Annotated in this window: 26 protein-coding genes; 22 read left to right on the top strand and 4 right to left on the bottom strand. The window is 38.3% G+C overall.

Features of this window, described 5'->3' with window-relative positions; all coding sequences use genetic code 11:
* The first annotated feature begins 27 nt into the window (after window positions 1–27).
* The 8 genes from CPS94_RS04710 to holA all read left to right on the top strand — a co-directional run bounded on the left by CPS94_RS04710 (window position 28) and on the right by holA (window position 6,052).
* Window positions 28–318, top strand: a complete 291-nt coding sequence (locus CPS94_RS04710) for a YlbG family protein (protein ID WP_004048926.1) — start codon at window positions 28–30, stop codon at window positions 316–318.
* Between the two features lie 96 nt (window positions 319–414).
* Window positions 415–975 carry a 16S rRNA (guanine(966)-N(2))-methyltransferase RsmD gene (rsmD, locus tag CPS94_RS04705; protein WP_004048925.1) on the top strand — a complete coding sequence of 187 codons (561 nt, stop codon included), beginning with the start codon at window positions 415–417 and terminating at the stop codon, window positions 973–975.
* A gap of 1 nt (window position 976) precedes the next feature.
* On the top strand, window positions 977–1,447 hold the full coding sequence (coaD, locus tag CPS94_RS04700) for a pantetheine-phosphate adenylyltransferase (protein WP_004048924.1): 471 nt from the start codon (window positions 977–979) through the stop codon (window positions 1,445–1,447).
* A 62-nt stretch (window positions 1,448–1,509) separates the two neighbouring features.
* Window positions 1,510–1,791, top strand: coding sequence for a hypothetical protein (locus CPS94_RS04695; RefSeq protein WP_112194765.1), 282 nt, complete (start codon window positions 1,510–1,512; stop codon window positions 1,789–1,791).
* 94 nt (window positions 1,792–1,885) lie between these two features.
* The gene (locus CPS94_RS04690; protein ID WP_238145385.1) at window positions 1,886–2,158 is read left to right on the top strand and encodes a ComEA family DNA-binding protein; all 273 of its coding nucleotides are present in this window, start codon (window positions 1,886–1,888) and stop codon (window positions 2,156–2,158) included.
* A gap of 59 nt (window positions 2,159–2,217) precedes the next feature.
* Window positions 2,218–2,706, top strand: coding sequence for a ComE operon protein 2 (locus CPS94_RS04685; protein ID WP_056959413.1), 489 nt, complete (start codon window positions 2,218–2,220; stop codon window positions 2,704–2,706).
* An 86-nt stretch (window positions 2,707–2,792) separates the two neighbouring features.
* Window positions 2,793–4,943, top strand: a complete 2,151-nt coding sequence (locus tag CPS94_RS04680; protein WP_112194769.1) for a DNA internalization-related competence protein ComEC/Rec2 — start codon at window positions 2,793–2,795, stop codon at window positions 4,941–4,943.
* 77 nt (window positions 4,944–5,020) lie between these two features.
* On the top strand, window positions 5,021–6,052 hold the full coding sequence (gene holA / locus CPS94_RS04675) for a DNA polymerase III subunit delta (protein WP_004048916.1): 1,032 nt from the start codon (window positions 5,021–5,023) through the stop codon (window positions 6,050–6,052).
* A 50-nt stretch (window positions 6,053–6,102) separates the two neighbouring features.
* On the opposite strand, the gene rpsT is transcribed toward holA, so the two are convergent.
* Window positions 6,103–6,357: a 30S ribosomal protein S20 gene (gene rpsT, locus CPS94_RS04670; RefSeq protein WP_004048909.1), complete on the bottom strand. Its 255-nt coding sequence runs from the start codon at window positions 6,355–6,357 to the stop codon at window positions 6,103–6,105.
* A 273-nt stretch (window positions 6,358–6,630) separates the two neighbouring features.
* Here rpsT and rpsO point away from each other — a divergent pair, with 273 nt between their 5' ends.
* The 7 genes from rpsO to gndA all read left to right on the top strand — a co-directional run bounded on the left by rpsO (window position 6,631) and on the right by gndA (window position 15,500).
* The gene (gene rpsO / locus CPS94_RS04665) at window positions 6,631–6,900 is read left to right on the top strand and encodes a 30S ribosomal protein S15 (protein ID WP_004048905.1); all 270 of its coding nucleotides are present in this window, start codon (window positions 6,631–6,633) and stop codon (window positions 6,898–6,900) included.
* 178 nt (window positions 6,901–7,078) lie between these two features.
* On the top strand, window positions 7,079–8,788 hold the full coding sequence (locus tag CPS94_RS04660; RefSeq protein WP_112194771.1) for a ribonuclease J: 1,710 nt from the start codon (window positions 7,079–7,081) through the stop codon (window positions 8,786–8,788).
* A gap of 69 nt (window positions 8,789–8,857) precedes the next feature.
* A complete protein-coding gene (locus tag CPS94_RS04655) occupies window positions 8,858–9,742 on the top strand; it encodes a hypothetical protein (protein WP_112194773.1) in 885 nt (294 codons plus the stop codon).
* A gap of 205 nt (window positions 9,743–9,947) precedes the next feature.
* Complete coding sequence (gene tuf, locus CPS94_RS04650) at window positions 9,948–11,135, top strand: elongation factor Tu (protein ID WP_112194775.1); 1,188 nt, start codon at window positions 9,948–9,950, stop codon at window positions 11,133–11,135.
* Between the two features lie 168 nt (window positions 11,136–11,303).
* Window positions 11,304–12,590 carry a trigger factor gene (gene tig / locus CPS94_RS04645; RefSeq protein WP_004048893.1) on the top strand — a complete coding sequence of 429 codons (1,287 nt, stop codon included), beginning with the start codon at window positions 11,304–11,306 and terminating at the stop codon, window positions 12,588–12,590.
* Window positions 12,591–12,759: 169 nt separating this feature from the next.
* Window positions 12,760–13,995 carry an ATP-dependent Clp protease ATP-binding subunit ClpX gene (clpX, locus tag CPS94_RS04640; protein ID WP_112194777.1) on the top strand — a complete coding sequence of 412 codons (1,236 nt, stop codon included), beginning with the start codon at window positions 12,760–12,762 and terminating at the stop codon, window positions 13,993–13,995.
* Window positions 13,996–14,075: 80 nt separating this feature from the next.
* Window positions 14,076–15,500, top strand: a complete 1,425-nt coding sequence (gene gndA, locus CPS94_RS04635) for an NADP-dependent phosphogluconate dehydrogenase (RefSeq protein ID WP_112194779.1) — start codon at window positions 14,076–14,078, stop codon at window positions 15,498–15,500.
* A gap of 5 nt (window positions 15,501–15,505) precedes the next feature.
* Here the strand turns inward: gndA and CPS94_RS04630 are convergent, their stop codons facing one another.
* A complete protein-coding gene (locus CPS94_RS04630) occupies window positions 15,506–17,161 on the bottom strand; it encodes an IS1182 family transposase (protein ID WP_112286381.1) in 1,656 nt (551 codons plus the stop codon).
* 374 nt (window positions 17,162–17,535) lie between these two features.
* On the opposite strand from CPS94_RS04630, the gene CPS94_RS04625 reads away from it, so the two are divergent.
* Window positions 17,536–18,222, top strand: a complete 687-nt coding sequence (locus CPS94_RS04625) for a response regulator transcription factor (protein ID WP_004048888.1) — start codon at window positions 17,536–17,538, stop codon at window positions 18,220–18,222.
* On the top strand, window positions 18,222–19,751 hold the full coding sequence (locus tag CPS94_RS04620) for a HAMP domain-containing sensor histidine kinase (protein ID WP_112194781.1): 1,530 nt from the start codon (window positions 18,222–18,224) through the stop codon (window positions 19,749–19,751). Before CPS94_RS04625 ends, CPS94_RS04620 begins: the two co-directional genes overlap by 1 nt.
* Window positions 19,752–19,779: 28 nt before the next feature.
* Here CPS94_RS04620 and yidC read toward each other — a convergent pair whose 3' ends face one another.
* Window positions 19,780–20,691: a membrane protein insertase YidC gene (yidC, locus tag CPS94_RS04615; protein WP_004048886.1), complete on the bottom strand. Its 912-nt coding sequence runs from the start codon at window positions 20,689–20,691 to the stop codon at window positions 19,780–19,782.
* Between the two features lie 95 nt (window positions 20,692–20,786).
* Window positions 20,787–21,062, bottom strand: a complete 276-nt coding sequence (locus CPS94_RS04610) for an acylphosphatase (RefSeq protein WP_112194783.1) — start codon at window positions 21,060–21,062, stop codon at window positions 20,787–20,789.
* A 123-nt stretch (window positions 21,063–21,185) separates the two neighbouring features.
* On the opposite strand from CPS94_RS04610, the gene CPS94_RS04605 reads away from it, so the two are divergent.
* The 5 genes from CPS94_RS04605 to CPS94_RS04585 all read left to right on the top strand — a co-directional run bounded on the left by CPS94_RS04605 (window position 21,186) and on the right by CPS94_RS04585 (window position 25,556).
* Window positions 21,186–22,346, top strand: coding sequence for a hydroxymethylglutaryl-CoA synthase (locus CPS94_RS04605; protein ID WP_112194785.1), 1,161 nt, complete (start codon window positions 21,186–21,188; stop codon window positions 22,344–22,346).
* Between the two features lie 60 nt (window positions 22,347–22,406).
* Window positions 22,407–23,126, top strand: a complete 720-nt coding sequence (locus CPS94_RS04600) for a hypothetical protein (RefSeq protein ID WP_112194787.1) — start codon at window positions 22,407–22,409, stop codon at window positions 23,124–23,126.
* A gap of 80 nt (window positions 23,127–23,206) precedes the next feature.
* Complete coding sequence (locus CPS94_RS04595; RefSeq protein ID WP_112194789.1) at window positions 23,207–24,079, top strand: exonuclease SbcC; 873 nt, start codon at window positions 23,207–23,209, stop codon at window positions 24,077–24,079.
* A gap of 10 nt (window positions 24,080–24,089) precedes the next feature.
* A complete protein-coding gene (locus tag CPS94_RS04590) occupies window positions 24,090–25,094 on the top strand; it encodes a hypothetical protein (RefSeq protein WP_112194791.1) in 1,005 nt (334 codons plus the stop codon).
* Window positions 25,095–25,103: 9 nt separating this feature from the next.
* On the top strand, window positions 25,104–25,556 hold the full coding sequence (locus CPS94_RS04585) for a hypothetical protein (protein ID WP_112194793.1): 453 nt from the start codon (window positions 25,104–25,106) through the stop codon (window positions 25,554–25,556).
* Window positions 25,557–25,698: the final 142 nt, after the last annotated feature.

Below are 25,698 nucleotides of genomic sequence, written 5' to 3'. Positions count from 1 at the left end.
AGTAGAAGATATGTAGGTGATAAAAAGATGGCTTTTGAAGCAAAAAAACGTCGTGGCGTGATCGTATATCTTTATCATTTGCGCCAAAGTAAACAATTAAGACGTTATGGCAATCTTCAGTATGTTTCACGTAAGATGAAGTATGCCTTGATCTATATGGATGAGGTAGATGTAAAAAAAACGGTCGAAAAATTGAAACAGTTACGCTTTGTTAAAGAAGTCGAGATCTCAAATCGACCTGATATCACGACAGAATTTTCCAAACAAGATCATCAAGCATATAAACTGACTGAAGAAGATCAAGAAAAGTTTAATTAAAGATATATCTATTTATATAGATCTTGGTAAAAAAACGATGTTATGAGTTGCGTTATTGCTAGCGTGACAATTGACAATAAAAGAGAGCTGAATTATATGAGAGTTGTAGCAGGAGAATATGGGGGGCGGCGTTTAAAGGCAGTTCCCGGAATGAAGACCCGTCCTACGACGGATAAAGTTAAAGAAGCGATGTTTAATATCATTGGTCCGTATTTAGAGGGGGGCCAAGTTTTAGATCTATTTGCTGGTTCAGGTGGTCTTAGTATCGAAGCTGTTTCACGTGGCGCTGACCATGCGACTTTGGTAGACCGACAATATCAAGCGATCAAAACGATCCATGAAAACTTGAGTGTTACCAAAGAAGAAGATAAATTCACAGTGCTAAAAGGTGACGCTTATAAAATGCTCAATAAGTTGGCTAAACAAGAGCAAGGCTTCGATTATGTTTTCCTTGATCCACCGTATAAAAAACAACAGATCTTAGAATTGATGGAGCAATTAAAAAAATTAGGGCTGTTAAATACCGATGCTTTGATCATTTGTGAAACAGATCAAGTCGCCGATCTTCCCGAAGAATTGGCTGATTTTGAACTTATTAAAAAAGCTGATTACGGGATCACAGAATTAACGTTTTATCGTTATAAGGAAGTGAACTAAAATGAAGGCGATCTTTCCTGGAAGTTTTGATCCTGTAACAAATGGACATTTAGATATCATTAAACGCAGTGCAGCGATATTTGATGAAGTGTTTGTCGTGGTTTTGACCAATACCGCTAAAAAGCCGATGTTTTCGGCAAATGAACGTCAAAGCTTTATTCAAAAAGCAACTGAAAAAATACCTAATGTCAAGGTTTTATCTAAGGAAGCTGATCTAACAGTGAATGTTGCTCAAACATTAAAAGCCCAGGTCATTATTCGCTCAGTCAGAAATACTCAAGACCTCGAATTTGAGCAAAATATTGCGGCTATGAACAAAGAGCTGGCACCAAAGATCGAGACTTTGATCTTATTGACCGATCCCAAGTATGCCTTTTTATCATCGACTTTGGTCAAAGAAGTTGCACGCTTTAAGGGGGAACTAGGTAATTTAGTGCCGCCGATCGTTCAAGCAGCATTAAGTGAAAAATAATTTTTAAGAGTAGGAAATATTTCCTGCTCTTTTTTCGTATTTATGTAATAGGGGGCGAGAAAATGAATGATTGGCATGATTTTTTGATGGAATATAAGTGGCGATTTCTTTCAGGTGGTATTTTAGCAGTGATCTTGGCTATTGTGGGTGTTTTTGTGTTTGGACATTCAGCTACGAATACAGCTAAAGTTTTTACCTCAAATTCTTCAAGTCATCAAGTGATCCAAACAGTTAAGCAAAAGAAAACAACGGACTACGTATATGTAGATGTTAAAGGTGAAGTCAACCATCCAGGGTTATATAAGCTTTTGGCTAGTGGCCATGTGAGGCGATGCGATCGCTAGCGCTGGTGGTCTAACAGCTCAAGCAGAAGTTTCGCAGTTAAACTACGCCAAAAAACTGACCGACCAACTATTGATATATGTTCCTAAGCAAGGAGTGGCTACTAATGCTCAGACGGCGGTTGCTCCAGCAGATCCACAGACTTCTTTGAGCGCAAATGTATCGGGAGCAAACGGTAGTAAAGTGAATTTAAATACAGCAACCAAAGAACAGCTGATGCAAGTCGATGGGATCGGTGATAAAAAAGCGACAAAGATCATCGAATATCGGCAACAGCATGGTTCATTCAAACAATTATCTGAATTAAAGGATATTTCGGGTATTGGTGATAAAACGTATCAGAAATTGAGTAAGTCTTTAACGATATAGGCAATAATAGTTATCTTTGATATACTATTACTAAATTTAGAGATGACGAGGTAGGAAAAATGGAAAAACGAATCCCTTGGGATCAATATTTTATGTTACAAGCAGTTTTGCTATCGTTACGGAGTACTTGTACACGTTTATCTGTAGGGGCGATCTTGGTCAGAGATCAGCGAATGATCGCCGGTGGCTATAATGGCTCAGTTTCAGGTGATAAACATTGTATTGATGACGGTTGCTACATGGTCGATGGGCATTGTTTACGCACGATCCATGCTGAAATGAATGCCGTTTTACAATGTGCTAAGTTTGGGATCCCCACAGATGGGGCAGAACTTTATGTCACGGATTTTCCATGCCTACAATGCACTAAGATGTTATTGCAAGCAGGAGTCAAAAAGATCCACTATCTCAGAAATTACAACAATGACCCTTATGCACTCGAACTATTGAAGCTAAAAGAAGTTGCACTCGAGCAAGTTAAACTCGATAAGGAATATATTGACACTGCTTTGTTCAAGCAATTGGTCGCTAAAGGGGAACCTAAGTAATCCAAGTTATACTTTTATTGACAGCCTTTATAGCTGTTAGTATAAGTTTTTGGATACTTGACCATACTTGGATAGCAGGAGTGGTCGTGTTAGTTTTGTTCTTAAGACTGTTGGCTACTAAAAATATTCAAATGATCAGTAGTGTGTTGGTGGTTTGTGTGTTTTTTAGTATCCGATTTTATACTTGGCAGCAAAATACACGCCAGGTCATGCAAGTTACACCATATGTGACCCAGAAACAACATTTGCTGATCTACAGTGATGAAACTAAGATAAGCGGAGATTTGTTAACGTTTAAAGCCTGGTGGTGGGAAAAACGCCAGTGGGTGAATGGATATTATCGGATCAAAACTTTAGCTGAAAAAAAGACATTATTGCAAATGGATAAGACTAAGATCTGGGATGTAGCGGGAAAAGTTTTACCGTTACAAGCACCGACGAATGAGGCTCAATTTGATTGGCGTCGTTTTTATCAAGGGAAAAATATATTTCTAGCTTTTGCTGTGAAACATTATACTTTACAAAAGGTGCCACCAGGACAAATGGCGTGGCGCGGGAGGTTGCACGATCTACGCCAAGTGTTGCGTGTAACGTTAAAAAAGCTTCCGCAACCATTAGATTGGTATAGTGCTACATTGTTATTAGGAATAAAGCTGGCTGATGCTGATAAAACTTTAGCTGATGTCACGCGATTAGGATTGTTGTATCTATTTAGTTTATCTGGTCTGCATGTTTTCTATGTAGTTAAAACTTTACGTCATTTATTAAAGCTATTGCGTTTACCTAGATGGCTAGAGATTTTAGTGATTTTGGGAGTTTTACCCGTTTATGTGATCTTGGGTGGAGCCTCTGCGAGTTTAGTACGTGCGGTCTGGATGTGTTGGCTGAAGTTGGCAACTAGCCTCATAAAAGGAGTGCACTTAAAACTAGCCACTATTTGGGCAGTAGTGTTATTACTCGAATTATGGCGTTATCCGGCGTTATTTTATCAGCTAGGGGCACAACTGAGCTATCTTTTGACTTTGGTGATCATTACAAGTAAAACGAGTTCGAATTGGCTGTTTAATTTGAAACTAAATGCTTTTAGTGCGCCACTCGTATTATATTATACGTATCAGTGGAATTTCTTGACCTTTTTGATAACGGGTTGGATGAACCTAATATTTGAGTATATTATTTTACCAGTGACATTTATCGGTGCAGTGATCCCATTTTTGCAGAATTTAGCAGCTCAGATCTTACAGCTGATCTCAACTGGTTTAACTTTATTAGCGCGTGCACCGAGTAATTTTGTTTTTGGAAGACCACCGCTGATAATGGTCTTACTTTGGGTGGGCATATTATTGTGGTTACAGGGTAGTTCTAAAAAACTTCGCTGGTCAGCTTTGCTAGGAATAAGTTATTTTTTGACCTTTTTATTGCTACGCTATCCCTTGAGTAGTGAGATCGTGTATTTTGACATAGGGCAAGGTGACTGTACTTTGATCAGAGAACGTTTTTCGCGTCGGGTGATATTGATCGATACTGGGGGCAAAGTCCATTTCGCAATGCCTAACTGGAAAAAGCGTCCTACTAAGACAAGTGGTGAGACGATCGTGGCTAATTATTTGCTAAGTAAAGGGATCACTCAGATCGACCAACTATATTTGACACATCAAGATGCAGACCATGTTGGAAATTTTCCTAGTTTGAGCCGATCGATCAAGATCAACCAGATGACCGTACCAGCTGGGATGGAAGACCTCCCTAGTTTTAAGCGCCGGTTAGCTAAGTCAACTGTTGCGCCTAAAGCAGTTAAAGGGGTAACTGATAAGGTGAGCCTATCTGATCCACATTTGAAGTTACTGCATCCTTTTACTCGTGGTCAAGGAACAAATGCTGATTCGCTCGTTTTGTGGCTTGATTTTTATGGCCTAAAATGTATTTTTACAGGTGATCTTGATCGTAAAGGAGAACTTGCGATCATCAAAAAATACCCTGATTTGACAGCAACTGTGTTAAAGACTGGACATCATGGAAGTAAGACAGCGACTGATCCAAAATTTGTACGACAATTAGCCCCTAAAGTTGCGATCATTTCTGCTGGACGGCATAATCGATATGGTCATCCCAATAAAGAAACTTTAGTGACTTTACAGAATGCAAAAGTTTCGTACTATGTGACGGCTAAAGTCGGGATGATAAAACTTACTGAAATGTTAGGTCATTTCTCATTTTGGGATCTTAAAGATAATTAGAGCTAATAGGATAAATATGGTATGATTGTTAAATCGGAATAATAGCAGAAGAAGGGAAGCGAGCTTTAGTTAAAACTATGGTGACAGTAGAAAAAGTCTTAAATGACATTGAAAAAAATCAGATGGCACCAGTTTATTTGGTCTTAGGTGAAGAACAGGTCAATGCTGAAAAGATCAAACAAAAACTGATCGCCAATTTCCCAGAAGAAGAACGTGAATTTAATATTGGAATTTATGATATGGAGGAGGTAACGCTATCAACTGCGCTAGCCGATGCAATGTCAGTACCGTTTTTTGGAGAAAAGCGACTCGTATTTATAAATCGACCGTATTTTTTGACCGGTGAAGCTAAAAAGGTAAAACTCGAACACGATCTAGATGAATTGATAGCGTATGTAAATGACCCTGAGCCAACGACTGTATTAGTTTTGATGGCACCTTATGCTAAGCTAGATGAGCGTAAAAAAGTGGTCAAACAGATCAAGCAAAAAGCTGTTGTAGTTGACAATAGTCCCCTAACCGAGATGGCTGTACGTAAGCATTTATTAGCAGAGTTGGCCCAAAAAGGCTATACGATCGATCCCAGAGCTTTAGAGATCTTATTGCAGCGAACAGATGCTAATTTGACTGCGATCGCTAATGAGTTACCTAAATTATTATTGGTAGCTGAAGATAAACAGATCACTGTCAATGAAGTGTCTGCGATGGTCTCACGCTCTTTAGAACAAAATGTGTTTGATCTAGTCGAACTGGTTTTGCAAAAAGATACGGCTAAAGCTTTGGAGTTATATCGTGATCTATTGCAACAAAAAGAAGAACCTTTAAAGATCAATGCGATCTTAGAAGGTCAGTTTCGATTATTGCTTCAAGTTGAGATCTTACAAAAACATGGTTACGCTCAAGGTAATATTGCAAGTACGTTAAAGGTTCATCCGTATCGAGTCAAATTAGCCTTGCAAAAAACCCGAGTCTTTAAGCGCCAGGATTTAAAAAATGCCTATCTCGGTCTGATCCATATCGAGGAACGCTTAAAAACTACGACGCAAGAGCCAGAATTACTCTTTCAATTATTTATGCTTAATTTTGCTCAAAAGGCAGTCGTGGTCTAACAAAAAGAGCTTGGAATTTAACTTTTCCAAGCTCTTTTTGTTATCATTTATTATTTAGCTAAACGTGCAGCCATACGAGACTTGTCACGCGCAGCCTTGTTAGCTTTGATCAAGCCTTTAGAATGTGCGCGGTCAACAGCTGAAACTGCTTCGCGGTAGAGTTTTTCAACATCTTCTGCACCTGCAGTCTTAGCTTTTTCAAATTTCTTGATTGCTGTACGCATCTTGCTTAATTCAGCAGAGTTGCGAGCGTTAGCTTTTTCGTTTGTTTTTACACGTTCGATTGCGGATTTGATAATTGGCATGAATGTCACCTCCACCTGTATGATCCGTAACGGTATCATCTAAATTTTCAACATATCTCATTATACAAGAGCGTTTTAAACAATGCAACAGAAAAATGAATTTGATGTCAAGAAATATTCCTTGACACTTGCTTATAAATTTAAGACTTGCATTTTAAAACAAAATCTAGTAGATTAGATTAAGTACAGATGTACCAGACCTATAACTTAGTTTGGCGACGACACCGACGACTTACTCGGTTTTAGGCAGAATTTTTGAAAGGTGGAAATACAATGGCTATTTCAAACGAAAAGAAAAACGAAATCATGAAAAAATACGCACGTCATGAAGGCGATACAGGTTCAGCAGAAGTTCAAATCGCTGTTTTGACTGCAGATATCAACGAACTTAACGAACACGTACGTAGCCACAAGAAGGACTTTGCTTCTCAACGTGGTTTGATGAAGAAGATCGGTCATCGTCGTAACTTGTTGGCATATTTGCGTAACAAAGACGTTCAACGTTACCGTGAATTGATCAAGAGCTTAGGCTTACGTCGTTAATCTCATTTCGAAGTGTTGCTAGAAGTGATTCTGGCAACACTTTTTTTCTACCTGGATATAATTGTTAACTGGTATCGTAATTATGGTATAATCATATATTGATAGGTCGATTTTTTGACCCGTGTTAAATATGATAATTAAAATATTTTATACAAAAATCTAAAATAGAGGTGAGAATATGAGTGATATAAAGATCATTTCACTTGGTGGCGTACGTGAAAATGCTAAGAATATGTATGCTATTGAAGTGAATGATGATATTTACATCCTAGATTGTGGATTGAAATATCCTGAAAATGAATTATTAGGGATCGATATCGTGATCCCTGACTTTGAATATTTACGTCAAAATGCGCGTCGGATCGTCGGGGTGTTTTTGACACATGGACATGCTGATGCGATCGGAGCTTTACCATATTTTGTAAGTGAGTTTGATGTACCTGTCTTTGGTTCAGAATTGACGATCGCCTTGGCCAAAATTGCTTGTGAAAATGAAGAGATAGCAAAGAAATTTAATGATTTTCATGTTATCAATGAAAAAACAGAGATCGATTTTCCAAGTGCAACTGTTTCGTTTTTCAAAACGACTCATTCGATCCCAGAGAGCCTAGGGGTCGCATTGAAGACAGAGGAAGGAACGATCGTATACACTGGTGATTTTAAGTTTGATCAAACAGCTTCAGCGCAGTATCAAACTGATCTAGCTCGTTTGGCTGAGCTTGGAAACGAGGGTGTTTTAGCGTTACTAAGCGACTCTGCAAATGCAGAAAATCCAAGTGAAACGGTCAATGAACGCGAGATCTATGATTTTATCAGTGAGACCTTTGAGTATCGCAAAGGGCGGATCATCGTTGCTTGTGTTGCTTCCAATATCTCACGTGTTCAACAGGTTTTGGATGCTGCCCAAGCTAACGATCGTAAAGTTGCTTTGACCGGGCATGATGTTGAAAAAATCGTTCGGACGGCTTTGAAATTAAATAAACTTCATTTACCAAGTGATGATATTTTGATCCCGATCAAAGATATCAAACGCTATGATGATGATCAGATCGTTATCTTAGAGGCAGGGCGTTCAGGCGAGCCACTGAAGTCTTTACAAAAAATGGCTTTAAAACGGCATCGTTCTGTTTCGTTGCATGAAGGTGATCTTGTCTTTATCACGACAACGCCATCACATGCAATGGAGACAAACGTGGCTAAAACACGTGATATGATCTATCGTTCTGGGGCTGACGTCAAATCGATCTCAGATGAATTGAATTCTTCTGGTCATGCTAGCAAAAATGACTTGCAGTTGATGATGAACTTATTAAAGCCACGTTATGTGTTGCCGGTCCAAGGCGAATATCGTTTGTTAGCGGCTAATGCACACGCAGCGACAGAAGTTGGTATTCCAGCAGAAAATATCTTCTTGCTAGCAAAAGGAGATGTGGCTGAATATACTCGTGGAAAAATGTTAGTTGCCTCATCGGTCGAAGTTGGAAATACGATGATCGATGGGATCGGAGTAGGTGACATTGGAAATATCGTACTTCGTGACCGTAAGATCTTATCTGAAGACGGGATCTTCATTGCGGTAGTCACGATCGATCGCAAGAAGAAAAAGATCGTCGACCGCCCCAAGATCACATCAAGAGGTTTTGTTTACGTTAAAACAAGTCGAGATCTGATAGCTGAAAGTGCGGATATCATTACCAAAACTGTGCAATCAAATCTTGACAATAAAGAATTTGACTGGGGCCATTTGAAACAAGATGTGCGTGAACAGCTCAATCATTTTCTCTATGAGCAAACCAAACGTCATCCCGTTATTTTGCCAGTGATCATGGAGATAAACCAATATCATGGGCATGGTAAAAACAAGAAGAATAATGATCCGCACAAATAATGTGATTTGAAATTATGAAGGTTGTAACAAAAGATATGTTACAGCCTTTTTGAATAAGGAAAGTGAACGATGGAACAAGAAAAATTATATGAGGCCGGTTGCGCAGCTTTAGAAAAAAGTGATTTCTCACAAGCTAAGGAATTACTATTACAAGCGTATCAAGCAAAAAAAACATTTAAAGTAAATTATTTGCTCTTTACAGCACTAAAAGAACTAAGAGATCACCAAATGGCGAGTTTATTGGCTGAAGATTATTTGTTAGATTATTTACGCGATGATCAAAAGTTGACAGAATATGTAACGGAGATGATCTACGCTGGTAAGGTCAGAAAGATCGAGATGACCTTAAATTTGATGAGTGGATTTATGTCGGCTAAAGAAAAAGATAACTTCATGCGCTTGTTTGACCAAACTTTGGCTACTGTGAGAACACAAACTGATGTAAATACTTTGACTAAAAAATTGAAACATTTAGGTGCGCTTGATATTTTGGAGCAACGCCAAGTTTTTGAAGCTTCGGGAAGTTTGACCATTGCTGAATTTGTGGAAAGTGTTAGCGCTGATCTAGTGGATGAAGATGTACATCCGTTGGTCAGAGCAGCTATCTTAGATGAATTGCGTTATCTTGGAAGTGAAAAAACAGTTACCTATCTGTTATTTACGGGTGAAAAACAAGATTTTGTTCCAGGTGATTTAAAGGAATTAGATGACTACATGATGTATCAGCGCTTGGTAGCTTTACTCGAAGCTGATCTTGAATATGCTGCAGACCAAAAAACACAGATCTTAGCAGAATTAAAATTAAAATTGCAACTGCTTTATCCAAAATTGACAGCACCATTTACTGATCCGGAAAAACTTTATACAGTATTACTAGGAAAATCCAACTTAGAAGCACAAGAGCGTGAATTTGCACAGGCCTTGGAAAGCAGTCTAGCCCAGTGGATGGTTTAACTAATTTCAAATATTTTTTTAAAAAATTGGATTTTAGTATTTACAAAAATCAATAGTGACTATATAATAATTCAAGGTTTTCAGTTTAGAAGGAACCCAAGGAATAAATTACTTGGCATTCTTGGCTGAAAGTAGTATAATAAAATTTAAAGGATTATCGGCAGGATTGCAGATTTTCTTTGCAAAATTACAGGAGGTTCTATTAATGGCAAAAGAACATTACGAAAGAACAAAACCCCATGTAAACATCGGTACAATTGGACACGTTGACCATGGGAAAACAACTTTAACAGCAGCTATCACAAAGGTTTTATCTGAAAAAGGTTTAGCTCAAGCTGAAGATTACGCTTCTATCGATGCTGCTCCAGAAGAACGTGAACGTGGTATCACAATCAACACAGCACACGTTGAATACGAAACAGAAGCTCGTCACTACGCACATATCGATGCTCCAGGACACGCTGACTACGTTAAGAACATGATCACTGGTGCTGCTCAAATGGACGGTGCTATCTTAGTTGTTGCTGCAACTGATGGTCCTATGCCACAAACACGTGAACACATCTTGCTTGCTCGCCAAGTTGGTGTTGAATACATCGTTGTATTCTTGAACAAGTGTGACTTGGTTGACGACGAAGAATTATTAGACTTGGTTGAAATGGAAGTTCGCGACTTATTGAGCGAATACGATTTCCCTGGTGATGATATTCCTGTTATCCGTGGTTCCGCTCTTAAAGCATTGGAAGATGATGAAGATGCTAAGAAGAAGATTCTTGAATTGATGGATACAGTTGACGAATACATCCCAACACCAGAACGTCCAACAGACAAGCCATTCTTGATGCCAGTTGAAGACGTATTTACGATCACAGGTCGTGGTACTGTTGCTTCTGGTCGTATCGATCGTGGTATCGTTAAAGTTGGCGACGAAGTTGAAATCGTTGGTTTGAAAGACGATGTTCTTAAGACAACTGTTACAGGTGTTGAAATGTTCCGTAAGACACTTGACGAAGGTGAAGCTGGTGACAACATCGGTGCATTACTTCGTGGTGTTGACCGTACACAAATCGAACGTGGTCAAGTTCTTGCAAAACCAGGTTCGATCCAAACACACAAGAAGTTCAAGGGTGAAGTTTACGTCTTGACAAAAGAAGAAGGTGGCCGTCATACACCATTCTTCTCAAACTACCGTCCACAATTCTATTTCCACACAACAGACGTTACAGGTGTTATCGAATTGCCTGAAGGTGTAGAAATGGTTATGCCTGGCGATAACGTAACATTCTCCGTTGAATTGATCGCTCCAGTTGCTATCGAAAAAGGTCTTAAATTCACAGTTCGTGAAGGTGGCCGTACAGTTGGTGCTGGTGTCGTTTCTGAAATCGACGACTAATATTTTTTTGAATATTGAAGAAGGCTTGGGTTTATCCCAAGTCTTTTTTGTCTAAAAAATCGACTTTTTGTACTATAAACATTTACATTTAAAGCTTTCTAAGTTAAACTTAGTTAGTATGCAATTACTCAGTAAATTGTACAAACTATTTTACTCGGAGGGAAAATAATGTCTGTAAAATGGGAAAAAGAAGAAGGTACAAACAACGGTAAGTTGACCTTTGAAATCGAACCTGCAAAAATCAAGGAAGGTTTAGACACAGCATTTAACCGTGTCAAGAAAACTTTAAACGTGCCTGGCTTCCGTAAAGGTAAGGTTCCTCGTCAGATCTTTAACAAAATGTTTGGCGAAGAATCACTTTACCAAGATGCTTTGAACGCTGTATTGCCTGAAGCTTATGCTAATGCTGTTGCAGAATCAAACATCAAGCCAGTAGCACAACCAGAGATCGACGTTGAATCAATGGAAAAAGATTCTACATGGGTCTTGACTGCTAAAGTTACGGTTGAACCAGAAGTTAAATTGGGTCAATACAAAGATCTTGAAGTTAAAGCACGATCAACAGAAGTTACTGACGAAGAAGTTGATGCTGAAATCAAGAAATTACAAGAACAACAAGCTGAATTAGTGTTGAAAGAAGATCAACCAGCTGCTGAAGGCGACACAGTTGTTATCGACTTTGAAGGCAAAGTTGATGGTGTTGCTTTTGACGGTGGCAAGGGCGAAAACTACTCTCTTGAACTTGGCTCAAACACATTTATCCCAGGTTTTGAAGACCAATTAGTTGGTCATAAAGCTGGTGAAACAGTAGAAGTTAACGTAACATTCCCTGAAGAATACCATGCTGAAGACCTTAAGGGTAAAGATGCAGTCTTTGAAACAACGATCCACGAAGTTAAGACTAAGGAATTGCCTGAACTTGATGACGAATTTGCTAAAGATGTTGACGAAGAAGTTGATACTTTAGTTGAATTGAAAGCTAAGACACGTGAACGTCTTGAAGCACAAAAACAAAATGCTGCAAAAGAAGCTATCCAAGAAGAAGTTATCGATAAAGCAGTTGAAAATGCAGAGATCGGCGAGATCCCAGGTGCAATGATCGAAGAAGATGTACACCGTCAAATGGATCAATACTTAGCTGGTTTGCAACAACAAGGTATCAGTGCTGACATGTACTACAAACTTACAGGTTCTTCTGAAGAAGACTTGCACAAGCAATTTGAAAGTGGTGCACAAAAGCGTGTTAAGACAAACCTTGTCTTAGAAGCTATCGTAGCTGCTGAAGATATCAAAGCTTCTGAAGAAGAGATCAATGCAGAGATCAAAGAATTAGCTGCACAATATGGCATGGAAGAAGCTGCAGTTCGCTCAGCTCTTTCAGATGACATGTTGAATCATGACATTGCTATCAGAAAAGTCGTTAAAGAAATGACAGATTCTGCAAAACAAGTTTAATACTTGAGTGACAATATCAATTTAATCTTGTGATTTTAGGGATCGCAGCGGAATTTATCTGTTGCGATCCCTAAATTTATCCATTCACCTGATAAATAAAAAGTAAGTATTAGTTTTTAGTAGCAATGTCTGATAGAATATAAGTAATTATTAGATAAAGGTGATTTAGATGTACGAAAATACAGATCCAAACGAACCCGCAGTTTGCTCTTTTTGTGGCAAATCTGAGCGGCAAGTTAAAAGTATGATCTCGGGCCCTGGCGTGTATATATGTAATGAATGCGTCGAATTAGCTCAAACGATCATCAGCGAAGAAAATAAAGCTAATGTTAAAGAGGAATTTACTGATGTGCCGACACCAAAAGAGATCGTTGATATTTTAAATCAATATGTTATCGGACAAGAACAGGCTAAAAAAACTTTGGCAGTAGCTGTGTATAACCACTATAAGCGGATCAATGCTTCATTTGATACTGCTGACGATGATACGGAACTACAAAAGAGCAATATCTGTCTTGTCGGGCCTACTGGTTCAGGTAAGACATTTTTAGCCCAAAGCTTAGCCAAGATCTTAAATGTCCCGTTTACGATCGCTGATGCTACGACATTGACAGAAGCGGGCTATGTTGGTGAAGACGTTGAAAATATCTTATTGAAGCTCTTGCAGAATGCAGATTATGATGTTGAACGGGCCCAAAGAGGGATCGTTTATATTGATGAGATCGATAAGATAGCTAAGAAGAGTGAAAATGTCTCGATCACTCGTGATGTTTCGGGTGAGGGCGTTCAACAATCACTCTTGAAGATCTTGGAAGGAACAGTGGCTAATGTTCCACCACAAGGGGGCAGAAAGCATCCACAACAAGAATTTATCCAGATCGATACAACAAATATCTTGTTTATCGTTGGTGGGGCTTTTGACGGTATCGAAACGATCGTTAAAAATCGTTTAGGCGATAAGACGATCGGGTTTGGCGCTGATAGTAAGCAAAACTATGATGAATCTAAGAGCATTATGCAACAGATCATTCCTGAAGATCTGTTGAAGTTTGGGTTGATCCCAGAATTTATCGGACGTTTGCCGATCTTGACAGCACTTGAAAAGCTTTCTGAAGATGATCTAGTCCGGATCTTGACTGAACCTAAGAATGCTTTAGTCAAGCAATACAGCAAGTTACTTGAATTTGATGGGGTAAAACTCGAATTTGAAGCAGAAGCTTTACGTGAAGTTGCTCATTTAGCGATCGAACGCAATACAGGGGCACGTGGTTTGCGCTCGATCATTGAAGCTACGATGCGTGATATCATGTTCGAGGTCCCAAGTAATAAAGAGATCGAAAAAGTTATCATTTCAAAAGATACAGTTTTAGGTGAAGCAGAACCTACTTTAGTGATGAAAGCCTAATTTTTAGTAAGCATCTTTAAAATCTTAGGCAATTTTGATAAAATTAAGTGCAGTAGGAATTTTAGGAGGTTAAGTTGGATATGAGTAAAGCACAAATCGGTGTTGTCGGTATGGCTGTTATGGGTAAGAACTTGGCTTTGAATATCGAAAGTCGTGGCTATAAAGTTGCGATCTTTAATCGTACAGGTTCAAAGACTGAGCAAGTTGTTGCTGATCATTCAGATAAAAATTTGGTTCCGAGTTATACGATCAAGGACTTTATTGATTCATTGGAAAAACCACGTCGGATCATTTTGATGGTCAAAGCGGGTGCTCCAACAGATGCAACGATCAAGAGTCTCTTACCTTACCTTGATAAAGGCGATGTTTTGATCGATGGTGGAAATACTTTCTTTGAAGATACTATGCGTCGTAATGCTGAATTAGATAATTCAGGGATCAACTTTATCGGTATGGGTGTTTCCGGTGGTGAAAAGGGTGCCTTGGAAGGTCCGTCATTGATGCCAGGCGGACAAAAAGAAGCATATGATCTTGTAGCACCTATTTTAGATCAGATCGCTGCTAAAGCAGATGATGGTCAAGCTTGTGTGACTTATATTGGCCCTAATGGAGCTGGACACTACGTTAAGATGGTCCACAATGGGATCGAATACGGTGATATGGAACTTATCGCTGAAAGTTATAACTTATTGCGTAACTTGCTAGGCCTTTCAGTTGATGAGATCGCTGATATCTTCCATGAATGGAAAGATGGTGAGCTTGATAGCTACTTGATCGATATTACGGCTGATATTTTGACCCGTAAAGATGATGAAGGAACTGATAGACCGATCGTTGATGTGATCTTAGATCGTGCGGGCAATAAGGGAACTGGTAAGTGGAGTTCACAAAGCGCCCTTGAATTAGGAGTCCCACAATCATTGATCACTGAATCTGTTTACGCACGTTATATCTCTGCTCTTAAAGATGAACGTGTAGAAGCGAGTGAAGTTTTAGCTAAACCCAAAGCATTTGATGCTAAAAAGCTTGATAAAAAAGAAATTGTTGAAAAAATCCGCCAAGCGCTTTACTTTAGCAAGATCGTCAGCTATGCTCAAGGTTTTGAACAAATGCGCTTTGCCTCTGAAAAATATGACTGGAATTTGGATTATGGTTCTTTAGCTAAGATCTGGCGTGAAGGTTGCATTATTCGGGCACAATTCTTGCAAAAGATCACAGATGCATTTGATAAACAACCAGAATTGAAGAACTTGATGCTTGATCCGTACTTTACTGAGATCACAGCTAAGTATCAAGCAGCAGTCAGAGAAGTAGCTGCCTTAGCTATTCAAGCGGGGGTACCTTGCCCAGGCTTTACTAGTGCAATTACTTACTACGATCAATATCGGTCAGCTGTTTTACCAGCAAACTTGATCCAAGCACAACGTGATTACTTCGGGGCACATACTTATGAACGTGTCGACAAAGAAGGTAACTATCACTACGAATGGTATCACGAAGAATAAACTAGTCAGCAAAAGAGGCTGTGACATAAGTCTCTATCTTTAAAGAAGACCATTCGAATTTTTTGAAAATTTTGAAAAATTCGGATGGTCTTCTTTTTGTTTTTATTATTTGGTGATATTTTTGAACTACTAGTGGACATTTTCCACATGTTCAATGCCATTAACGCTATCCCCATTTGTCGATTTACCTTTTTCTTACTTCGTACGGTAAATCGAGTAAAACCCAAATAAGCCTTCAAATTACCGAAAATAGGTTCGATCTCATACTTTCTTCTACGATAGATCTTATTTTTTTCAGTATTTGAAAGGTTTGTTTTTACTTTCCCCTTGAAATATTCCCATTGTGGATTGATATAGATCTTTCTGACGTTTCCTTTTTTGGTCAATGCATTTGGATCTTCTTTACGATCTTCATCGAATTTTTCAGCTTCATATACTTTAAAATTTCGTTTATAACCATATGTATCATGGCGATATGCATAGCGTTTAAAGTTAAAACGAACATTCTTTGGATCTATATAGTAATCATCTTCAGCGTTATAATGCCAATTCATCACTTTGCGCTCATCTGATCTCCAACGTTTGGTTTCTTCCTTTAACATCGTATTATATGGAATAAGGTAATCAAACACTCCGAATTTATCTTCGATAAATTCATAGTTAGGTTCAGATCCATAACCAGCATCAGCAACTATCGGACCTTGAATAACATCTGCATCCATCTTTTCTAAAAATGGGATCAAAGTACGCATATCAGTTGGATTAGGTGCGAGGGTGTAGTCCAAAGCAAATTGATTATTAGCAGCGACTTGGAGATTATAGCCAGGTTTGGTTTGACCATTTTTCATTGGATCTTCTTTCATACGCATAAAAGTGGCGTCATTATCAGTTTTAGAATAGCTGTTTCGCTCGCCAACGATGGCAAACTGTTCAGCATATTTAGAGTTTTTCTGTTTGCGCTCGCGTGTTTGTTTTAAGTATTTCTTGGCCGTCCGTCGTTCCTGCTTCGCAGGATTAGGGGAGATCTTCTTAGTCTCTTCGACTTTTTCATTCAAATATTCAATTCGTTGTTCCAATCGGGCACATATCTCATCAAGTTGATCAACAGTCAGATCATCAGCAAAATCAATATTGACGATCGATTCTTTGATCTCTTTCAATAACTTTTTAGCTTTTTGTCGATTTAAATCATCATAGCGAATAGTATTTTTCTTCCAAACAAACGAGTATTTATTTGCGTTAGCAAGAATCTTAGTACCATCAATAAACACAGCCTCATCAATGAGCCCATTTTTTCGCAAATATTCTCTAAATTCAGAAAACGAACTTTTTAGCATCATCTCAATAGTATCAGAGACAACAAAGCGAGCAATAGTACGATAAGTAGGTTGGGCTTCCTGAGTCAACCACATGGCAACAACGTTTTCCCGAGCAAAACGTTCGATCTTTCGACAAGAAAAAATACCATAACTATATGCCAAAAGAACTAACTTGAGTAAGACCCGAGGTTCATATTCGAAAGGACGCCCAAAGGTATAAGAGTCATCAAAATCAATAGATTCGACTAAATGGTGTATGTAGTGTGCTTGATGATTTTTTTCAGGTTCATAGAAGGTCGCCATGTTCAAACTGAGTTGATTTATGTTATAATTACTGTGCATGGGTTTATCTCCTTTCTTTTTTGAAGGGGGTAGACTATAGGGCATCAGGGGGTTCTGATGTCCTTTTTTATTTATAGTATACAAAAACGGTCGTAAATGAACAATTTTTAAAGTCCATTTACGACCGTTTTTTGGAGACTTATGTCACAGCCTCTTTTTTTAGGCAAAAATAAATTATAATTATTACCTAAAAAATTATAATTAAATATCCAAATTTAACGTTGGGTGGCGAGATAATAAGAAGTATGCTATAATTAATCTTTCTTAAGGTAAAATTAAGGTATACTTATTGATGACATCAATGTTAGAATTAAGTATGTTATCATTAAATAAATAATAAAAAATTTAACAACAAAATATAGGAGTGTGGAATAATGAGTAAGATACTTATCATCGAAGATGAAGAAAATTTGGCTCATTTCGTTGAACTTGAATTAAAGCATGAAGGATATGAAACTTACGCTTGTGAGAGTGGTCGGACTGGTTTAGAAGTAGCTTTGAGCGAAGAATGGGATGCCATCTTACTTGACTTGATGCTTCCTGATTTGAATGGTCTTGAAGTATGTCGGCGTGTACGTCAAGTTAAAAACACCCCAATTATCATGATGACTGCGCGTGATTCTGTGATCGACCGTGTATCTGGTTTAGATCATGGGGCAGATGATTATGTGATCAAACCATTTGCGATCGAAGAATTATTAGCTCGCTTACGTGCAGTGTTGCGTCGAGTTGATCTTGAAAGTGAATATAATTCATCTAAGCAAACGACCGTAAGTTATCGTGACCTTGTGATCGAAAAAGAAAATCGTGTTGTACGTCGTGGTGATGAGATCATTGAATTGACAAAGCGTGAATATGAATTGTTATTGACATTGATGGAAAATGTTAATGTAGTTTTAGCTCGTGATGTGTTATTGAAAGAAGTTTGGGGTTATGAATCACAGATCGAAACTAATGTTGTGGATGTTTATATTCGCTACTTACGCAATAAGATCGATCGTCCAGGTGAAGATAGCTATATCCAAACTGTACGTGGAACCGGCTATGTAATGCGTTCCTAATGTGTATTCGAAAGGCTATTTTGCATAAAAAGCAGCTAAAAGATAGTCATGCAAAACCATTCTTCTCACTTAAGCTAAAATGGTCGGTTGGCACTGGGATCGGAGTTTTGCTGATTTTTGCTGTTTTTTCAGTCCTACTTTTTCAAAGTTTTTCGAGTCTATTGCTAAATCAAGAAAAACAATATGCACAAGAAGCGTTGGATACAGCGGTTGAAAGTTTAGCGACCAATACTAAAGAATTGACGCAAGATCGGACTGAGCATTCGTTGAGTTTGCGGGTACATAATGAACGGAACATAAAAGAATTACAGACACTTTATTCAAGTTCATTTTATACCTCACTGACACGCGAAAATATCAGTATCAGTGTCTACAACCTTTCAAATGAAATGGTTTTTGCTTCACGAGATGTGCCTGTAAAGTTTGATCAAGCTGAAATAACTGAGGAAAGCAAGATCAAACATACGTCTGCATATAATGTTTTAGTTTTAGGGAAAAAAGTTTTTTCTGAGAAAGATAAGCATTTGATCGGATATGTTCAAGTTACCAATGATCTGGTCAATTACGATCAGACTAGGCGCAAATTGATCTTGATCTTTTTAGTGTTCTCTTTGATCGCAGCGATCGGGATCGCTTTACTCAGTTATGGCTTATCATCTTGGCTATTAGGGCCGATCGATCTGATAAATGATACGATCGGTAAGATAAATGGTGATGATGAAAGTGATGCTTTAGCCAATTTGCGTGTGCCCGAACTTAAACATGAAGATGAATTGGCCGAACTAGGGCGCTTATTTAATAAGATGCTTGATCGGATGCAACGGTATATCGAACAGCAACAGCAATTCGTAGAAGATGTTTCGCATGAACTTCGGACACCAGTTGCGATCATTCAAGGACATTTATCTCTTTTGAAACGTTGGGGTAAAGATGACCCAGCAGTCTTAGATGAATCGATCGAGGCTTCCTTGCAAGAGATCGCTCGAATGAAGAGTTTAGTTCAAGAAATGTTAGATCTTTCTCGGGCTGAACAAGTTGAGATCCAGTTTGGTAAAGAGATCACTGATGCCAAGGAAGTCGGGCTACAGGTATTCAATAACTTTCAGATGATCCATCCAGACTTTACCTTTGTATTAGATGATGATCTTAAAGATATCACTAATGTTCAGATCTATCGTAATCACTTAGAACAAGTTTTGATCATTTTAATGGATAATGCGGTCAAGTATTCACGTGAACGCAAAGAGGTCCATATGACATTATCCAAAAACATCAATGATATTGATATCGTGATCCAAGATTTTGGCGAGGGGATCTCGCAAGAAAATATCGATCGGATCTTTGATCGTTTCTATCGTGTTGATAAAGCACGAAGTCGAGATAAAGGCGGTAATGGACTAGGGCTTTCGATCGCTCGGCGTTTGATCGAGGGATATCACGGTAAACTAGTCGTTGAAAGTGCCGTGGGACAGGGATCAGTCTTTCGTGTTTCCCTTCCCCTAGTTAAAAATAAAGATAATAAAAAATAGGTTTTTCCAAAGCAGGAAAAACCATTTTTTATTTATGACGATTTTGTTTACCAGCGTTGCGCTTCTTTTTAGAGGTAGCTGAAGTAGGTGATGACTCAATTGTGGTTTCCTTAGCTTCAGTAACTACTTTCTTAGGTTGCTTAACTGGATTTTTCTTTAGCTCTGCCAAGACTTCTTTTCTAATGCGGGGACGCATATAGTTGATGATCAAAGTTTGGATACATGCAAAGATCCCCCCAACAAAGAAGTAAAGTCCCAAACCAGCAGGGGAGATGTAAGTCATGAATGTGATCATCAGTGGGCTGATGATCATCATTTGACGCATTTGAGCTCGTTGGGCTTCTGGTACACCTAGAGTTGATAACCATCCTTGAAGTGCGTAAACGACAAAGGAGAGAGCAACTAGAGTGAAACTTCGCTGTCCAAGGTTGATCCCATAGAAATAAGATCGTGACAGCTCAGGTGAGTACTGGATCGCAGCATAAAGTGCAGCAAAGATCGGCATTTGGATCAAAAGTGGTAAGCAACCGATCCCGCCAGTCATTGAAATATTATTATCGCGGTAAAGCTGCATCATTTCTTGGTTGATCGCCATTCTTTCCGCATCGCTAGTGGCTTCTTTTTGACGCTTGGTGATGTCTTCCATCAACGGTTTGATGTGAGCGATCTTTTCTTGTTGGACCGTAGCATTTTTAGACTGCTTGATCATGATCGGCATCAAGACTAGGCGGACGATGAAAGTGATCACGATGATTGCCCAGCCTAAACTATTGCCTAAGATCTGTGACAGCCAAACTAAAACATGTTGGGTTGGAACTGCCAAGTTATCATAGACAAAACCATAAGGCTTACCTGAGGCAGTGTGTTGAACACAGCCACTCAGGAATAACATTGCTGAAGCCATGATCGCAGCAATAGTTAATAATTTTTTGTTTTTCATAGGTCAATTCCTTTCACTTATGAATAAAGGTATCGTTATTAACTATACTGGAAAAAAAGCGATATTTCAATGTATAATCCGTAAGAACCGTGCAGTTACATATATGCCACGCTAAAACGCGTATAGCTATTTTCAGGGATCGACTTGAGGATGACACGATCGACGCGCCCTGCTGGGGTAGGTGAAGCTTTGATCCCTTCGATAAAGGCAGAAAGCTTTTCGGGATCGCCTTGTGCTTCAATATAAACAGAGCCATCATTTTTATTTAAAACTTTACCAGTGACTCCGATCTGATCGGCCAAGATCTTAGTCATATAACGAAAGCCAACTCCTTGAACGATACCATGTACTTCTAAACTGATTGCTGCCACTTATCCCATTCCCTTCGTAAGATATTTCTAGTTATATTATACTACAGGAAAGAAATTTGCTAAAAAATAATAACTTCGCTAAACTTGTAGAGTGAACAATCAGCAGTGAGAGGTGCGATGAAAATGAAAATTGGGATCGATAAAATCGGCTTTTTTACGCCACATTTGTACGTGGACATGGCTAAACTAGCTCAAGCACGAAATGAGGATCCAAATAAATATTTGATCGGGATCGGCCAAAATAAAATGGCGGTCATCCCACCGACACAAGATGCAGTGACCTTGGCAGCTAATGCCGCAGCTAAGGTTTTGACAGTAGAAGACAAAGAAGCGATCGATCTAGTGATAGTTGCCACGGAATCAGGGGTAGACAACTCTAAATCAACTGCAGCTTACGTTAGTGAATTGTTGGGCCTATCTCATGAGATCAGAACGATCGAATTGAAACAAGCTTGTTATGCGGCAACAGCTGGCTTACAGTTAGCTAAGGGGCATATTGCTTTAGCTCCAGATAAAAAAGCGCTAGTTATTGGTAGTGATATTGCTCGCTATGGCTTGAAGACACCAGGTGAACCGACACAAGGTGGTGGTGCAGTGGCAATGTTAGTTTCTAAAGATCCTAAACTTGTTACTTTGGAGGCAGAAAGTGCGTATTATGCTAAAGATGTGATGGATTTTTGGCGCCCACTTTCTCAAACTGAAGCTAAAGTCGACGGTAAGTTTTCGGCTAATATTTATCTAGAATTTTTTGAGAAAGTCTATCAAGACTATCTAGCAAAGACAGGGCTTAAGTTAACTGATTTTTCAGCGTTATTGTTCCATTTGCCATATACTAAACAGGGGTTAAAGGGGCTGCGTAAGGCCTTAGAAGGTGTTGATCCGACTGTAGCTAGTCATTATTACAATGAATTTGAAGCAAGTCGCAAGTATAATATGGCAACTGGGAATTTATATACTGGCTCGTTATATTTGAGCTTGCTATCTCTTTTAGAAAATACTGATACACTAAAGGCTGGAGATCGGCTAGGCTTGTTTAGTTACGGTTCTGGAGCCCAAGGTGAGTTTTTCTCAGGACGCTTACAGCCTAATTATAAAGAAGCTCTCACTTATCAAACTTCTGAAATGTTAGAGATGCGGGCAGAAGTTAGTGTTGCGGAGTATGAACAGATCTTTTCAGCGATCTTAACAGATGATCATGATCGAAAACTTGATATTTCAAAAGATCCTGCTCAATTTGTGTTAGCTGGGATCAAAGATTTTAAACGCCAATATTTGAAAAAATAAATTATAATGGCTACCTTTTGCGTATCTATAAAGTGTAGATAGTGAAAGGTGGTTATTTTTATGAAGTTTGAAAATAGTGAAGAGATCGTGTTAGCTAAGTCAGCCCAAGTGGTGATCGACCGGTATTTGGGGCTCAGTATGAATGTGATCGCAGAATTTATTGCTAATTGTGATCAGATGTCATTTTTACAATGTAAGAAATTATTGAGTGCAAAATATCGCAATCGTGCACAAAATACGGCCAATGAATTTTTTGAGTGTACGTTAGAGGCCACCTTTATTTTACTTGAAGAGATCTTTTTGAAAAAACAACCTTTTTTTCCTGAGTTTTTTATGGGGATCTGTAGTGGCAAAATGAAGTTGCTACTCGTTCAAGGGGTAATGGTAAGTCAAAAGATCGATCCTGAGCAACGGTTTATTGTTTATCTACACAAAGGCCGATATTTCATTTACTTTATCGATCAAACTCCACCAGATAAAGCTAATTTAGCTAGATTAGATCTCTTTTTTGGTGGGAATAAGTTATTGAAATTGAGTAATGGTCAGCGTTTCAATTATTTCAGGCAGCTCAGTAAAAAGCAACATCGCTATTACAAACAATATAAAGACCCGATTTGTGCCTATCATGAACGGATCTGCCAGCAGATCATGGCTTTACATCCAAAAAAATTAGCGGTCACAGCCAATAATAAAGTAACAGGTGCCTACTTAGAGGAACAGTTGCGGTTAAAGAAGCGATTAAATGAGATGATGAAACAAGAACTCAGCCCTGATAATTGATAAATTTAAGTTTTTTTGTAACAATAGAGCTATGAACATCTTGCTCTCAACTGGGCAATTATGAAATAGAGGAGATACTTATGGCTAATCCAAATCAACTTAGTTTATCAGATCATAAACAAGCAACTAAAAGCTTGACTAAGGCACTTCTAGATAAAGTTGCCTATTTAGAATCTTTTGAAAAAGCTGTTCAAGACCAAGATGATCGTTTGGTATACCAGCTGATCGATGGTAAACGTTATGCAACTGAGATCTTAAAACAAGATGGGGCTGAAGTTGATGATACCCATGAACATCTTGTGCGTGACAGTTATGCTAAGATAAGTGATTATTTGAGTAAGAACTTGATCGATTATTTATGTGAGATGTACCCATTTTTCTATTTTGAAGAGACTGCGATCGGACAGTATCAATTTTTCTTTGGAAATTGGTGGGGGAGACGATTATTTGGGACGTTAGATGTATTGAAAGTCAAATTCAATTTTGATGAAACTGAATATCAAAAATTAGCACGTGCTTTTGCATTGGAAAGTGAAAATAAACGCTTGAATAGCGATCAGATCGCGCTCTTATCGCAACAATCAGATGAGTTACAAGAATTGATCGATGCTCAAAATGAGCGTGATCAACGAAAAGATGAACTTCGTCAAGAGATCAAACGGACTTCGCAAGAGAAGGTGATGCCTTGGGAAGCTTCAAAACTCAAGGAATCTAAGCAAAAATTGATCGATGAATTATCCTATCTGTCTGAACTGGATGAAAAAGCGGGGAATGCTTACCGTCAGATCCGTGAAAATGAGGAAAAAATCTTAGCACTTTCAAAAGAAGATACTTTAATGGGCTATGAGAAACAAAGTATCGTAGCTAAATTTGGGAGCTTTGAAAACTTTGAAGCGCATAACGCAGCATTATACCGCAACTATATTGCAGATTTGATCGCTAAGCAAAAGTAGGTGAACAAAAATGACGAAAGAATATGAAAAACCAACGGAAACATTTCGACCAACTAATAAGAGGAATGCTGAAGAGACCACCAGTGCATATGCAGGTTCTTTGAGTACAACAGGGCGGTTGATGTCATACAACGATCAATTAAAAGAAAGCCTTAAGCGTGGGATCTACTTTACCAAAGTTTTAGATGAGCTGATCAATACCGATGACAAAAACATTTTACTAGAGTCAGTTATGACTTTGACTGATTATAGCTTGGATACAGCATATCTGATCTTCCCACAGCAATACAGTCGGGCTGACTATTACTTGATCTTTTTGAATCGTTTATTGCAACTTCATCAAAACGAGCAAGTTATTTTGCAATCCAGTGATCATCAAAATGAGCTTTACCATGAATTTCCAGGAATAAATATGGAAGGCTACTTTACTTTTAAGATCGATGAGAACATGCGTGAAGGAGCATATTATGTTGATAAAAGTACTGGTGCACGTTTGTTTTATATCAACTTTAAGCGCCAGTTGATCCGGTTTAATAGTCAAGCTTTAACTGATCTATTAGTTGTTGATTATAGTGGAAAATTTGACTATAAGACCGTAAAACGTTTTGAAGAGTATTTAGTTGTGATCGGCAAGTATTTTAAAGAAGATTACGGTTTTGATGTTGATTTTAATTTACTTGATACTTCTAATAATGCAAGTTATCAAATCTCTTCAGCCGATGAGCCACGTGAGGCATTAGATAAACTCTTCATCATCAGTGCAGATGCAGGTTATATGTTGGTAGCTGGTGAAAGTGGTCGTGCAGTCTTGCAATTGAAGAATAATATTGTTGTTTCTATTTTGATGCAAGCAGAACATGCTGATTTAAATAATGCTAGTTGGGTCATTAAGGTCCATGATGAAGATCATAAAGTAGCCTGGTTCGATATTTTATACCAGTATGAGTTTATCAAGGATTGGTATTTAGATAATTTGACGAGTCTAGCTATTAAATCAGATGAAAGATTTTTTTAGGACTAACGCATGGATATTACCAAATTAGCTAAAATTCAAAGACAGATCGGCACAAAGAATTCTTTTCAAAGAGAAAAAGATGAGCTCGTTTACAGTGAACTAAGCATCGCAGTGGCCGAACTGTTTAATAAAGTAAGCCGAGCAGATGAAACGATTTGTTTGAAAGCATATTGCAAAGTATTAGCAGCATTTTTAGATGTTGCTAATACAAAAAAATGGGTCTATCTATTATTACTGTCCCCAGAACAAGAAGAAAAGTTAGCTTCTAAATGGCGTTCACGTTCTGAAGCGACTGTATATCTTACCTTACAACAGCAGATCCTAAAAGCTCATTTAGAACGTCGAAATGAGTATTTAGTCCGAGCTTGGAACATTTTTATCAAGTTTGGTTTAACAGATTTGAAGTATTCATCTGAAATGATCGAAACCTGTTTTATAGATTTATATATGAGAAAAAGTTAGATGTTTAACTTTAAAGCAAATTAGAATATGAAACAAGCCAAAGGACTACTACGCTACAAAGCATCGTAGTGGTCCTTTGGCTTATATTGTTGGTAATAACAGTAGCCATGTTCTAAACGCTTTTTTTTAATTTGGATTAGAT

The sequence above is a fragment of the Ligilactobacillus murinus genome, from assembly GCF_003288115.1.
GTDB classification, from domain to species: Bacteria; Bacillota; Bacilli; order Lactobacillales; family Lactobacillaceae; genus Ligilactobacillus; species Ligilactobacillus murinus.
Note: the sequence above shows the minus strand (reverse complement) of the source record. Positions and strands in the feature narration are given on the sequence as shown.

Bases quoted from the DNA above. Each gene is read 5' to 3' on its own strand.
- CPS94_RS04625 (WP_004048888.1), top strand. From the start codon at position 17,536: ATGAGTAAGATACTTATCATCGAAGATGAAGAAAATTTGGCTCATTTC.
- CPS94_RS04695 (WP_112194765.1), top strand. From the start codon at position 1,510: ATGAATGATTGGCATGATTTTTTGATGGAATATAAGTGGCGATTTCTT.
- CPS94_RS04660 (WP_112194771.1), top strand. From the start codon at position 7,079: ATGAGTGATATAAAGATCATTTCACTTGGTGGCGTACGTGAAAATGCT.
- holA (WP_004048916.1), top strand. From the start codon at position 5,021: ATGGTGACAGTAGAAAAAGTCTTAAATGACATTGAAAAAAATCAGATG.
- rpsT (WP_004048909.1), bottom strand. From the start codon at position 6,357: ATGCCAATTATCAAATCCGCAATCGAACGTGTAAAAACAAACGAAAAA.
- tuf (WP_112194775.1), top strand. From the start codon at position 9,948: ATGGCAAAAGAACATTACGAAAGAACAAAACCCCATGTAAACATCGGT.
- yidC (WP_004048886.1), bottom strand. From the start codon at position 20,691: ATGAAAAACAAAAAATTATTAACTATTGCTGCGATCATGGCTTCAGCA.
- tig (WP_004048893.1), top strand. From the start codon at position 11,304: ATGTCTGTAAAATGGGAAAAAGAAGAAGGTACAAACAACGGTAAGTTG.
- CPS94_RS04655 (WP_112194773.1), top strand. From the start codon at position 8,858: ATGGAACAAGAAAAATTATATGAGGCCGGTTGCGCAGCTTTAGAAAAA.
- CPS94_RS04620 (WP_112194781.1), top strand. From the start codon at position 18,222: ATGTGTATTCGAAAGGCTATTTTGCATAAAAAGCAGCTAAAAGATAGT.
- CPS94_RS04600 (WP_112194787.1), top strand. From the start codon at position 22,407: ATGAAGTTTGAAAATAGTGAAGAGATCGTGTTAGCTAAGTCAGCCCAA.
- gndA (WP_112194779.1), top strand. From the start codon at position 14,076: ATGAGTAAAGCACAAATCGGTGTTGTCGGTATGGCTGTTATGGGTAAG.
- CPS94_RS04605 (WP_112194785.1), top strand. From the start codon at position 21,186: ATGAAAATTGGGATCGATAAAATCGGCTTTTTTACGCCACATTTGTAC.
- CPS94_RS04595 (WP_112194789.1), top strand. From the start codon at position 23,207: ATGGCTAATCCAAATCAACTTAGTTTATCAGATCATAAACAAGCAACT.
- CPS94_RS04585 (WP_112194793.1), top strand. From the start codon at position 25,104: ATGGATATTACCAAATTAGCTAAAATTCAAAGACAGATCGGCACAAAG.
- CPS94_RS04685 (WP_056959413.1), top strand. From the start codon at position 2,218: ATGGAAAAACGAATCCCTTGGGATCAATATTTTATGTTACAAGCAGTT.
- rpsO (WP_004048905.1), top strand. From the start codon at position 6,631: ATGGCTATTTCAAACGAAAAGAAAAACGAAATCATGAAAAAATACGCA.
- CPS94_RS04630 (WP_112286381.1), bottom strand. From the start codon at position 17,161: ATGCACAGTAATTATAACATAAATCAACTCAGTTTGAACATGGCGACC.
- CPS94_RS04710 (WP_004048926.1), top strand. From the start codon at position 28: ATGGCTTTTGAAGCAAAAAAACGTCGTGGCGTGATCGTATATCTTTAT.
- rsmD (WP_004048925.1), top strand. From the start codon at position 415: ATGAGAGTTGTAGCAGGAGAATATGGGGGGCGGCGTTTAAAGGCAGTT.
- clpX (WP_112194777.1), top strand. From the start codon at position 12,760: ATGTACGAAAATACAGATCCAAACGAACCCGCAGTTTGCTCTTTTTGT.
- CPS94_RS04590 (WP_112194791.1), top strand. From the start codon at position 24,090: ATGACGAAAGAATATGAAAAACCAACGGAAACATTTCGACCAACTAAT.
- coaD (WP_004048924.1), top strand. From the start codon at position 977: ATGAAGGCGATCTTTCCTGGAAGTTTTGATCCTGTAACAAATGGACAT.